The 10,744-nt window shown below is 42.6% G+C and carries 16 protein-coding genes and 1 tRNA gene; all 17 read left to right on the forward strand.

Annotated features, from left to right (window positions below; translation table 11 throughout):
- Window positions 1-825: thiamine-phosphate kinase (thiL, locus tag VMW39_01870; GenBank protein HUW22767.1), on the forward strand; the 825-nt coding region annotated here is incomplete at its 5' end.
- 53 nt (window positions 826-878) lie between these two features.
- The gene (gene tsaE / locus VMW39_01875; protein ID HUW22768.1) at window positions 879-1,358 is read left to right on the forward strand and encodes a tRNA (adenosine(37)-N6)-threonylcarbamoyltransferase complex ATPase subunit type 1 TsaE; all 480 of its coding nucleotides are present in this window, start codon (window positions 879-881) and stop codon (window positions 1,356-1,358) included.
- Entirely contained in the window at window positions 1,327-2,028 is a 702-nt protein-coding gene (tsaB, locus tag VMW39_01880; GenBank protein HUW22769.1) for a tRNA (adenosine(37)-N6)-threonylcarbamoyltransferase complex dimerization subunit type 1 TsaB, read from the forward strand. The genes tsaE and tsaB overlap by 32 nt, the downstream gene beginning before the upstream one ends.
- The gene (gene rimI, locus VMW39_01885) at window positions 1,995-2,486 is read left to right on the forward strand and encodes a ribosomal protein S18-alanine N-acetyltransferase (protein HUW22770.1); all 492 of its coding nucleotides are present in this window, start codon (window positions 1,995-1,997) and stop codon (window positions 2,484-2,486) included. The genes tsaB and rimI overlap by 34 nt, the downstream gene beginning before the upstream one ends.
- Before the next feature lie 310 nt (window positions 2,487-2,796).
- A complete protein-coding gene (hisG, locus tag VMW39_01890; protein HUW22771.1) occupies window positions 2,797-3,669 on the forward strand; it encodes an ATP phosphoribosyltransferase in 873 nt (290 codons plus the stop codon).
- Between the two features lie 120 nt (window positions 3,670-3,789).
- Window positions 3,790-5,340, forward strand: a complete 1,551-nt coding sequence (gltX, locus tag VMW39_01895) for a glutamate--tRNA ligase (GenBank protein ID HUW22772.1) — start codon at window positions 3,790-3,792, stop codon at window positions 5,338-5,340.
- Window positions 5,341-5,360: 20 nt separating this feature from the next.
- Window positions 5,361-5,669, forward strand: coding sequence for a DUF1844 domain-containing protein (locus VMW39_01900; protein ID HUW22773.1), 309 nt, complete (start codon window positions 5,361-5,363; stop codon window positions 5,667-5,669).
- A 4-nt stretch (window positions 5,670-5,673) separates the two neighbouring features.
- Window positions 5,674-5,744, forward strand: a tRNA-Gln gene (locus tag VMW39_01905).
- A 45-nt stretch (window positions 5,745-5,789) separates the two neighbouring features.
- Window positions 5,790-6,206: a prepilin-type N-terminal cleavage/methylation domain-containing protein gene (locus VMW39_01910; GenBank protein HUW22774.1), complete on the forward strand. Its 417-nt coding sequence runs from the start codon at window positions 5,790-5,792 to the stop codon at window positions 6,204-6,206.
- 9 nt (window positions 6,207-6,215) lie between these two features.
- A complete protein-coding gene (locus VMW39_01915; GenBank protein ID HUW22775.1) occupies window positions 6,216-6,560 on the forward strand; it encodes a hypothetical protein in 345 nt (114 codons plus the stop codon).
- A 55-nt stretch (window positions 6,561-6,615) separates the two neighbouring features.
- The gene (locus tag VMW39_01920; protein ID HUW22776.1) at window positions 6,616-6,909 is read left to right on the forward strand and encodes a hypothetical protein; all 294 of its coding nucleotides are present in this window, start codon (window positions 6,616-6,618) and stop codon (window positions 6,907-6,909) included.
- Window positions 6,910-6,975: 66 nt separating this feature from the next.
- Window positions 6,976-7,245 (forward strand): cupin domain-containing protein, encoded by a 270-nt coding sequence (locus tag VMW39_01925; protein HUW22777.1) that lies wholly within the window; start codon window positions 6,976-6,978, stop codon window positions 7,243-7,245.
- Window positions 7,246-7,257: 12 nt separating this feature from the next.
- Entirely contained in the window at window positions 7,258-7,668 is a 411-nt protein-coding gene (locus tag VMW39_01930) for a DUF2784 domain-containing protein (GenBank protein HUW22778.1), read from the forward strand.
- A gap of 27 nt (window positions 7,669-7,695) precedes the next feature.
- On the forward strand, window positions 7,696-8,460 hold the full coding sequence (locus tag VMW39_01935; GenBank protein HUW22779.1) for a glucose 1-dehydrogenase: 765 nt from the start codon (window positions 7,696-7,698) through the stop codon (window positions 8,458-8,460).
- On the forward strand, window positions 8,450-9,298 hold the full coding sequence (locus VMW39_01940; GenBank protein HUW22780.1) for a M48 family metallopeptidase: 849 nt from the start codon (window positions 8,450-8,452) through the stop codon (window positions 9,296-9,298). The genes VMW39_01935 and VMW39_01940 overlap by 11 nt, the downstream gene beginning before the upstream one ends.
- A gap of 82 nt (window positions 9,299-9,380) precedes the next feature.
- Window positions 9,381-10,121, forward strand: coding sequence for a hypothetical protein (locus tag VMW39_01945; protein ID HUW22781.1), 741 nt, complete (start codon window positions 9,381-9,383; stop codon window positions 10,119-10,121).
- The coding region (locus tag VMW39_01950) for a TPM domain-containing protein (GenBank protein ID HUW22782.1) at window positions 10,121-10,744 on the forward strand (624 nt) is incomplete at its 3' end. The genes VMW39_01945 and VMW39_01950, both read left to right, overlap by 1 nt.

The following is a 10,744-nucleotide window of genomic DNA, read 5'->3' on the forward strand; positions in this document are numbered from 1 at the left end:
AAGCCAAAGTATGCTCTCGTTTCTTTAGCGCTCTCTAAAGACAGTTTGACCAGAGATGTGGATGGTCTATACGAAGGTATGCTAAAGTGTGGAAGGAAATTTGGAGTCAGGATAGTCGGTGGTGATGTAGTCTCTTCTCCCGGGAATGCGGTAATCACTCTAAGTTTACTGGGAGAAGTGGCCAGAGGAAGGGTGGTCTATCGCTCTGGAGCTAAGGTGGGAGACAGGATACTGGTTACGGGAAATTTTGGAGATTCGGCTGCTGGGTTAGAAATACTTAAGGGGAGATGGAAAATTCCCGGGAAATCCGATTATCTCCAGAAGTGTAAGAAGAATCTTATAAAGAAACATCTACTTCCCCAGCCGAGAGTGAAAGAGGCAGAAATTATCTCCGGGAAAAGACTGGCAACAGCTATGATTGATAGTAGTGATGGATTGGACTTATCAATAAGGTTCATCTGCCAGTCGAGCAAGGTTGGTGCTAAAATCTGGCTGGAGAAGATTCCCATTTCACCTTGTTTAAGGTCTTTCACTTCTCCAAGAGAAGGCCCATCTTCTTCAGAACCGGAAGGAGCTATCAGGAGTTTAATCTTTGCTCTCTATGGTGGGGAGGATTATGAACTGGTGTTTACGGTTCCCAGGGGGAAGGTTAAGAAGGCATTGAGAGACGTTCCCTATACTATAATGATTGGTGAAATTGTGCCGGCAAGATGGAGAGTAAGGTATCTGGATAAGGAAAGTAGAGAAGTTAAATTAAAAGGGCGGGGATACGAACATTTCCAAACCTCTCCATATTTTTGGAGTCCTCCCGAAAGGGAGGGATAATAAATGGAACCTTGCTTTCGCAAGGACTCCAGAGTATTTGACTTTATTGAATAATGAAGAATAGAGGTTGGGTAAAGTTTACCAAGAGCGAGGAAGAGACGAGAAAGATTGGTAGAGCAATCGGCAAAAGCCTTCTGCCGGGAGACATAATCTGTCTTGTTGGCGAGCTCGGCTCTGGCAAGACGACCATTACCCAGGGCATTGCCCAGGGGTTGGGAGTTCAAGGCTCTGTAAGTAGTGCCACCTTCAAGTTAATTAACGAGTATAAAGGAAGAATTCCAGTCTACCATTTTGACCTCTTTCGTCTTGATAAATTATCCGAAGTAGAAGAACTGGGTTATAGAGAATACTTCTATAATCAGGGAGTAACAATTATTGAATGGGCGGAGAAGATGAGACCACTTTGGCCGGAAAAGAGAGTGGAAATAGAATTAAAAATAATTTCTGAGAATAATCGGGAGATAAAGATAACTAATCTAATTGACAGGGAAATCAGTCTAAATGATAATTCTGGGAATAGAGACATCAACTAAAACCTGTAGTATAGCCCTGACAGATGGAAAGAAGTTAGGGGATGAGATTTCACTCCATCTGGGACTTTCCCATTCGGAAAGGGTAATTCCGCTCATTGATGAAATATTGAAAAGAAATGGCATGGCTATCAAAGATATAGATGGAATTGCGGTGTCCATTGGTCCAGGTTCATTTACGGGAATTCGCGTGGGAGTTTCCACAGCCAGAGGGCTTGCTCAGAGTTTAAACATTCCCCTGATAGGAATTCCCAGCCTCGATGGATTAGCCTTTGGTATGGAAACATCCGGAGAGCTTGTTTGCCCGATGATTGATGCTCTACGCCGGGAAATCTACACTGCACTATATGATGGCAGAAAGAGATTGACTCCCCATCAACTAATTGGAATAGAGGACTGGTTGAAAATATTGAAAGATAAAAGTGAAACTATACTCTTTCTTGGTGAAGCAGTGGACCTTTATGAAAATCTAATTAAGGATTTTCTAAAGAAGAAAGCAAAAATTGTCAAGAAGGAAAGGCGTTACGTTTCGGCAGCCCGCGTTGCCCAGTTGGGTTTGGAGAAACTTGTTTCCGGGGAAGGGAAAAAGTATGATGAAGTCTTTCCCCTATATATAAGGAGAGCGGAGGCTGAAGTGAAATGGGAAGAGAAGGAAAGATTGAAAAAGCCTTGAAATTTTCCATATTCCCATTGGATTACAACGACCTCAAGGACGTGGTGGAGATAGAAAGCGTATCTTTTCCTGAACCGTGGTCACTGTCAATGTTCTATCATGAGTTGGTACTACCTTTTTCCTACTTTTATGTAATGAGAGAAGATTCTCAGGAAAAGAAGAAGAGCAGGATGATTGCTTATGGTGGTTTCTGGATGGTTAAACAGGAAGCGCACATAACCAATCTTGCCGTACATCCAGACTATAGGAATCGTGGCTTTGGGAGTGAGTTTCTCAGATTTCTTTTGGAGAAGGCAAAAAATTTGGGAGCCAGAGTAGCAACCCTGGAAGTTCGAACTTCCAATAAGGTAGGACTGAAGTTGTACGAGAAATGGGGTTTCCGGAAGACGAAAATCAAGAAAGGCTATTATGCTTATACCGGAGAAGATGCCATTGTAATGGAGAAGAGAGATCTATAATGAAAGATAGTTTGTTCATCGCTTGAGGAATTTCTTAACGCCAAAAAACTCCGGACTCTGCAGGGCGCAAAAATAAACTCCCCCCGATTCCATCGGGAGTCGAACAAATTTTTGCTTGGAAGAGGATTAGTCGTCCTCGTTTTTTGGCTGAAATTCCCAGTGCTCTTCCACAAACTATCTTTCAAATGTAAAAGGAGGAAAGGGAAAAGATATTTTGTTCATCGTTGTAGGGGCGATCCCGATGCATCGGGATGGTCGCCCAAAATAAGGGACGGCATAGAATCCGTCCCCTAAAGAAAGGGAGGGATAGATGCCAAAATTAAAATTGGGTTTACCAAAAGGGAGCCTTCAGGTGCCAACTATGGAATTGTTCCGTAAAGCTGGCATACGCATTTACGTAGGAGGGAGGTCATATTTTCCCTCATGCGATGACTCGGAATTAGAAGTTATGCTGGTAAGGGCTCAGGAGATGGCCAGATATGTTGAGGATGGTACTTTCGATGCAGGGCTCACTGGCTACGACTGGATTAGAGAGAACAAGGCAAAAGTAAAAGAAGTGTGTGAGCTTGTATATTCCAAGTCGGGGTACCGTCCGGTGAAGTGGGTCCTGGCTGTTTCTAACAATTCACGGGTTAGATCCGTGAAAGACCTGAAAGGAAAGAGGATAGCTACCGAGTTAGTCAACGTAGTTAAAGATTATTTAAAGAAGAAAAAAGTAAAAGCAGATGTGGAATTTTCCTGGGGGGCAACCGAGGGAAAGGCAGGGACTTTAGCTGATGCTATTGTGGAATTGACCGAGACCGGCTCTTCTCTGGAGGCAAATTATTTAAGAACTATAGATACGATTATAGAATCGACAACGCGTTTCATTGCCAATAAGGGGTCCTATCAGAATCCCTGGAAGAGGAAGAAGATTGAGAATATTGCTATTCTCTTACAGGGAGCTCTGGCAGCAGAGGGCATGGTGGGGTTAAAGATGAACGTGAGAAAGGAAGACATTTCCAAACTTATGAAGATTCTGCCTGCACTCAAAAAGCCGACAGTTTCCCTTTTGACTATTCCGGGTTGGCTTGCCCTTGAGATAATCCTAAAAGAAGAAATGGTAAAGAAGATTCTTCCGGAACTGAAGCGCGCTGGTGCTGAAGGGATAATAGAGTATCCCCTGAATAAAGTAATCTATTAGGCAAGAGAGATTCTGGAGTCCTCCCGAAAGGGAGGCAGGTAGTCAGCCTTGCTTTCGCAAGGAGTCCATGAAAAATGACTCTGACCCCTTTTTTTAGGGGGAATAAATATTGGAGGTTCAATGACTGTTCGAGTACGATTTGCACCTTCGCCCACAGGCTATCTCCATTTAGGAGGGGCCCGCACCGCCCTATTTAACTGGCTTTTTGCCAGACAAAAAGGTGGTGCGTTCATTCTTCGGATTGAAGATACTGATGAGGTGCGCTCTACTGACGGAGCTGTCAGGCAGATTATTCACGGACTCGAATGGTTGGGTATGGATTGGAATGAGGGTCCCAAGATTACTCTCAAGCCGGGCGGACGATTAGTTGAAGAAATTCTTGAACCTTCCCAGATAGTCATTGAAGAAGTTGGAAAATATGGGCCATACTTCCAGATGAAAAGACTTGAGTTTTATAAGAAGTATGCTGAAGAACTTGTCCAATCCGGTAAGGCTTATCGCTGCTATTGTCTTCCTGAAGAGCTTGAAGAGATGAGAAAGAAAGCACTTCAGGAAAAGAGACCGCCAAAGTATGATGGTAGATGTCGTAAGCTCACTCCAGAAGACGAGAAGAGGTATATAGAGGAAGGCAAGAAGCCCGTGGTGCGCTTCAAGACTCCCCGGGAAGGAGTTACAGAATTTGACGATAAAGTAAGAGGAAAAGTAAGTTTTGAGAATAAATTATTGGACGATTTTGTTATGCTTAAATCGAGTGGCTCTCCCACATACAATTTTGCAGTAGTAGTTGATGACCACGAAATGGAGATATCCCATGTGATTCGTGGTGACGACCACATCTCCAATACTCCCAGGCAGATTCTCCTCTATGAAGCGCTTGCCTGGAAGAAGCCACAATTTGCCCACGTGCCGATGATTCTCGGCTCGGATGGCAGCCGGCTCAGTAAAAGACACGGAGCGACTTCTCTCAACTATTATGAGGAAGAAGGTTATCTTCCAGAGGCATTAATGAACTATCTTGCTCTTCTGGGCTGGGCTACAGAAGATAGCCAGCAGATTTTTACCAGGGAGGAAATGATAGAAAAGTTCTCTTTAGAAAGGTGCGCAAAATCTGCTGCCATTTTCGACCCGCAGAAACTTCTCTGGATGAATGGAGAGTATATAAGGAAGATGGAACCGGATGAGCTTACTTTCAAAGCCTTCCCATTTATAGCAAGTGAAAAAGAAAAATTAGTGGAAGGTAAGAAATATGAAGAGATTGAAGATGCGGTCAAGATGGCACTGACTAAATCGATTTCCCTTGAACAAGAAAAAATAAAATTACTGAAAGATATTCCATATTTGATAAGTTATATGCTTAAGGAAGATTTAAAAGATAAAGATTACGAAGAGGAAGCGAAAGAGAAAGTATTAAAGGTTAGCGGCGTTAAACAGATACTATCCGATTGCAGGGATAGGTTCGCCAGGTTGCAAGATTTCTCAGAAGAGAAAATTGAAAAAGAAATCCGCAACTATGCCAAGGAGAGCGGTAAGAAGACAAGTGAAGTGTTCCACCCTATCAGAGTGGCAGTCTCCGGCCGCACCAGAGGGCCGGGTCTATTTGCTCTCTTATCTTTTCTCGGCAAAGAGAGGGTCTTAAAGAGAATAGATTATACAATCAGAAACTACCTGTAGTTTCTCTGTAAGGAGGCGGGATGGAAGAAGAACCAAAATTGAACATGCTTTTTATGAGCCTTGTTCTCTCCCTTTCTCAGGCAGCAATGCAGCATATGGGTAAAGTTACTAATCCCCTGACGGGTGAGATTGAAAGAAATTTAGAGCAGGCAAAAGTAACAATCGATATGATGGACATGCTAAAAGAGAAGGCAAAAGGGAATCTGGTTAAAGAGGAAGAGAAGTTAATCGGTGAGACTCTGGCCACTCTCCAGCTGAACTATGTTGATGAGGTAAAAAAGGGAAAGGAAGAGGAGAAGGAAGAGAAAAAAGAAGAGCAAAAGGAATAGAAATTGCCGGGTGGTCTAATGGTAGGACACGAGACTCTGGATCTTGGTGTGGAGGTTCGAATCCTCCCCCGGCAGTTCCGATGGAGTCGGAACAGAACAGTGGAAAATCGAAATTGGATAATGAATAAAAGAGGATGTGTGTCGGATTCAAAAGGGTTCACTTTGATTGAACTTATGATTTCTGTAGCAGTTATTGGATTACTTGCTGTTACTGTCATCATAATAGGTGGCAATTCAATTCGCAAGGCAAACGAGAATGTGGCAAAGGGAAATCTGGGTATTTTGCGTATGTCAATTATGACCTATTATGGAACTAATGAGGGAATATGGCCTTCTAACCCGCTTTCCAACTCTTTGGTTCCTGATTATGTAAATGAGATTCCATATTTGAACCTTGAGTCTCATCCACGAACAAATCAAGTCGTGGGGCCTAATCTCACTGATAGCGGTGGATGGTGCTATAATTCTGCAACAGGGAAAATTTGCGTTGATTGCACACATCCCGGTCTTGAGGGAACTCAAATATCCACCTGGTAGATTTAGAGGATGGAAGAATCCAAGAAAACATTATATTTATCCATAGCTTCCACTTTGGCCTGGATTTTGGGAATTTTAATGTTATTTAGTGCTATTGCCATTGCTATTCCTGCCATATCTATGGGTGAGAGCCTTGGATTTCCTATTTTAATGTTAGTGATTGGTAGCTTATATTGTTTCAGTGGATATGGATTAAGAAAGAAGCGACGAATAGCGGGGGTGGTGGCTTTAGTTGTTTCGGGCCTGGTGTTAATTCTTAATATAATGTCGCCTGCGAGAGTGAGTCCGCTGACAATTTTGGTTAATTTAGCAATTATAATCCTGGTTTTGATTAACTGGAAAGAACTTGCTTAGAAAAATGCTAAGAAAAATTATTGCAAGAATTGGAATTATTATTAGTACAATTGGGATGATTTACAGTGGTTTAATGTTTCTCAATGTTGTGGTTGCTGATTTAGCATATAGATTTTGGGATGGTGGAATAGTGGCTTCGAATATTGCAGGGGTCCTGGATATAATGTGTGGCAGTATTCTACTCTATCTAACTATTAACATATTAAGGAAAATTGATGTTAAACGAAATGCGAGAATTGGCGTGATTGTTTGTATAGCCGGTGTAATTTCTGACTGGATAGGCGGGTTATATGGTATAAGCGCCCTTATAGGATTGATATCCAGTTATTTCATAAAAAGAGAAGTTTAGGTGGTATCTGTTTATGAGTTTCCCACATTGCTTAGAATAATTCATTTTTTTGCTGGGGAGGGTATTATGGCGGAAATTAAGGTGGAGAAGCTGTCTGATGAGGAATTGAAATCGTTGGGAGTGGATGACTGGAGCCCGTGGGAATGCGAGCCCTCAACTTTCGACTGGGAATATGATGAGAAGGAGACCTGCTACGTTCTGGAAGGGAAAGTGAAGGTTAAAACTCCTGATGGTGAAGTTGAATTTGGTAAGGGCGACCTGGTCACATTCCCCAAGGGACTCAAATGCACTTGGAATGTGATAGAGAAAATCAGGAAAACATATAAGTTTGGATAAGATTGATAGAAAATGGCATATAAAATATTTGCTGATGCAGTTATTGTGGTACATTTCCTGTTTATACTATTTATGCTATTTGGGTTTCTACTTACCTTATATGCTGTCTTCTTCAGGCAGAAATTCTTTGATAGGTGGCTGTTCAGGGTACTCCACCTCGTGGGTATTTTCTATGTTGTCTCTTTAAGCATTCTGGGCAAGTATTGCCCGTTAACTCTACTCGAAAATCAACTAAGGTTAAGACATGAAGCATATTCAGTATATTCTGGTTCGTTCATAGTCCATTATTTAGAGAGATTGGTTTATCCTGATGTTAATCCTTTGGTAATACAGATACCAACAGTTTTTATTGCCATATTTACGATAGTGATGTTTATAGTTAAGCCGCCGAAGAAAATAAAAAGCATAATGGGAAAAAAGTAGCCTGTCCCCTTTTTTATGGAGGGAGTTATGATTTTGGAAAAGATGAGTCTTAAGGGGAAAGCAGGGATAGTGGTTGGTGCAAGCCGCGGTCTGGGGAAAGGTATTGCTATTGGTCTTGCTCAGGCTGGGGCAGACCTTGCTGTGACCAGCAGAGAACTGAAAATAATTGAGAAAGTAGCTGAGGAAATCAAAAGTTGGGGAGGGAAAATGCTTCCCCTGCAGGTTGATGTGGCGAGAAAAGAAGATATTGATATAATGGTAGAGAAAACTCTGGAAAAATTTGGGAAAATAGATTTTCTGTTCAATAATGCCGGAAGGATTACCAGAGTGCCAGCTGAAAATTTTTCAGAAGAAGATTGGGACGAGGAGATGAATGTTAATTTGAAAGGGACTTTCTTGTGTTGCCAGGCGGTGGGGAGAGTAATGATTAAACAGAAGAGAGGGAAAATTGTAAACATTTCTTCCATAGCCAGCTTTATAGGGGGAAAGAATATTTCTGCCTATGTAGCAAGCAAGGGAGGGGTTTCTCAGCTGACCAAGTCGCTCGCCAGTGACTGGGCGAAATATAACATTAGGGTTAATGCTATTGGACCGGGCTATTTTGAGACTGATTTGACTGAGCCTTTGCGGAAGGACCCCAAAAGATTTTCGGCAATAAATGCAAGAATTCCTTTAGGTAGATGGGGTAAGCCTGAGGATCTGGCGGGAATAGCTGTCTTTCTTGCTTCCGATGCTTCGGATTACATAACCGGCCAGACAATCTTTGTGGATGGAGGATGGCTTGCGGTTTAAGGAGGTAAATTCTACGAAAAAAATTTTGAATATCGTTTTAGTGATGTTTCTTGTTTTCCTTGTAGGGTGCGCAGTCCATCCGGTTACAGGGAAGAAAGAAATCAGGCTGCTTTCTACGAGTCAGGAAGTAGCTCTGGGGAAACAGGCGGCTCAACAGGTAGTAAATGAGTTTGGCATTTACGATGACCCGGAACTAGACAAATATATAAATGAGGTGGGGCAGAAACTGGTTGATGTTTCTGAGAGGAAAGAGATAACCTACTCTTTCACCGTGCTTAATACTCCCATGGTGAACGCATTTGCTGCTCCTGGAGGCTTCATTTTTGTCACCAGGGGAATCCTTAAGGAACTGGATGACGAGGCTCAGCTGGCGGGGGTTATGGCGCACGAGATCGGACATGTCGTGTATCGCCACGGAGCGAAACAGTTCGAGAAAGCATTTGGTTACCAGGCGATTCTCCTCGTAGGAGAAATACTCACCAAGAAAGACTTGAGTCAGCTCCAGCAATATACAAATTTCTTTGTTTCCCTTATGCTTCTGGGATACAGCCGGAAGAACGAGCTGGAGTCAGATAATTCAGCAATCCGTTATTCCCTTGCTGGCGGATACGACCCAAGGGGAATAGCTGACTTTTTCGAGAAACTTAAAGCTATGGAAAAAAAACCTCCAAGTAAATTTGAAACTCTCTTTCGTTCCCATCCACCTACAGGTGATAGAATCGAGAGGGTCGAGCTCTACCTGGAACAGGTTGAGTTCGAGGGTGCTGAACTGGTAAGGAATGAGGAAAAGTTCAAAAAGTTTACGCAAAATCTGCCTGCCGAGGAATCTCCCAAGTAATCAAGAGCCCTTCCTTAAATGGTTGAAAAAGATGGGGAAATATGTTAAAATCCTATGAATAATTTACGGAAAGGAGACTTCTATGGACATCCTTGTCAATCTGGAAAAGTTAAATAGCCACGTGAGGAAAGTTTTGGTGCCTTTTAGCCAGGCAATGATTGCCTTGCACGGGGATAACCTCAAATCTATCTCCCTTTATGGTAGCGCAGTGGGCGAAGATTTTATTCCTAAAAAATCGAACGTTAATCTCCTTTTGGTAATGGAAAGAATAGACCCTCCTGACCTGAAGATGAGCTTGAAACTTATTAACCAGGGGAGGAAGAAAGGGATTGTCCCTCTTCTTCTTACTGTTGAGCATATGAAGTCCTCTACGGACACATTTCCTATAGAGTTTCTGGAGATGAAGGATAATTATATCCTCATTTATGGAAAAGACATATTGGGCAAACTGGAAGTAAAGGGCCGAAATGTCAGGCTACAATGCGAACAGCAACTGAAGGGAGGATTGATCAGGCTATATCAGGTCTACTTAGAGATAGGGATGAAGAAGAAAAGGATTCGCTCTCTTTTAATCAATTCCCTTACTTCTTTTATTCCTATTTTCCGAAGCCTGTTGCGACTGAAGGGAAAGGCCTTGCCCGTTAAGAAAAGAGATATTATCAGTGATTTGGAAAAAGAGTTCACTGTTAATGGTGGCCTCTTCTTAAAAGTTCTCGAGATGAAAGAGGGTAAAAAGGTAAAAGATAACTTAGAAAAACTTTTCGGTGACTACTTAGAAGAGGTTGAGAAGTTGTGCATAATCTGTGACAGGATGGAAGTTTAATGAGAAAAATTAGGATACTGCCGGTAGTCTTAATCGCACTATTTCTTTTACAGGTTCCTTCTTTGGGGAAGGAGGCTTCTTTTCCCAAGCCGGTGGGATACGTTAATGACTTTGCTCACCTTCTTTCATCCAGCAATGTAACCCGGTTGACAGGTCTTGTTACTGAACTGGAAAGAAAGACGACTTCTGAAATTGCCATAGTGACCCTGGAGAGTATACCGGAAGGAGATATAGAAAGTTATGCAGTAGACCTCTTTGAGGCGTGGGGGATTGGGAAGAAGGGTGAGGATAATGGGCTGTTAATTCTCGTTAGTGTTGGTGAGCGACTGATTAGAATAGAAGTGGGTTATGGCTTAGAGGGTATCATTACTGATGGCATGGCTGGAGAGGTTATTCGTCAGAAGATTGCTCCCAGTTTTGGAAAAGGGGAGTTTGGCGAAGGAATTTTTAATGGTACGGCTACTCTTGCCAATTTAATTGCCCGGGAAAAGGGAGTGGAGTTATCTGCCCTGAGTTCTCTCCCTCAAGAGAATTATGAGGTGGCTGTTCAAGGACAGTCCCGGCGCAGGAAAGCTCTGGTGAATCTGTTATACTTCTTCTTGATTCTCTTCTTCTTGGGAGGC

This window comes from bacterium, from assembly GCA_035530055.1.
Classification (GTDB): domain Bacteria; phylum UBA6262; class WVXT01; order WVXT01; family WVXT01; genus WVXT01.

Coding starts and splice junctions, on each gene's coding strand:
- VMW39_01920 (HUW22776.1), top strand. CDS start 6,616: ATGATTTACAGTGGTTTAATGTTTCTCAATGTTGTGGTTGCTGATTTA.
- VMW39_01935 (HUW22779.1), top strand. CDS start 7,696: ATGATTTTGGAAAAGATGAGTCTTAAGGGGAAAGCAGGGATAGTGGTT.
- VMW39_01945 (HUW22781.1), top strand. CDS start 9,381: ATGGACATCCTTGTCAATCTGGAAAAGTTAAATAGCCACGTGAGGAAA.
- tsaE (HUW22768.1), top strand. CDS start 879: ATGAAGAATAGAGGTTGGGTAAAGTTTACCAAGAGCGAGGAAGAGACG.
- VMW39_01925 (HUW22777.1), top strand. CDS start 6,976: ATGGCGGAAATTAAGGTGGAGAAGCTGTCTGATGAGGAATTGAAATCG.
- VMW39_01915 (HUW22775.1), top strand. CDS start 6,216: ATGGAAGAATCCAAGAAAACATTATATTTATCCATAGCTTCCACTTTG.
- VMW39_01900 (HUW22773.1), top strand. CDS start 5,361: ATGGAAGAAGAACCAAAATTGAACATGCTTTTTATGAGCCTTGTTCTC.
- gltX (HUW22772.1), top strand. CDS start 3,790: ATGACTGTTCGAGTACGATTTGCACCTTCGCCCACAGGCTATCTCCAT.
- hisG (HUW22771.1), top strand. CDS start 2,797: ATGCCAAAATTAAAATTGGGTTTACCAAAAGGGAGCCTTCAGGTGCCA.
- VMW39_01910 (HUW22774.1), top strand. CDS start 5,790: ATGAATAAAAGAGGATGTGTGTCGGATTCAAAAGGGTTCACTTTGATT.
- VMW39_01930 (HUW22778.1), top strand. CDS start 7,258: ATGGCATATAAAATATTTGCTGATGCAGTTATTGTGGTACATTTCCTG.
- rimI (HUW22770.1), top strand. CDS start 1,995: ATGGGAAGAGAAGGAAAGATTGAAAAAGCCTTGAAATTTTCCATATTC.
- tsaB (HUW22769.1), top strand. CDS start 1,327: ATGATAATTCTGGGAATAGAGACATCAACTAAAACCTGTAGTATAGCC.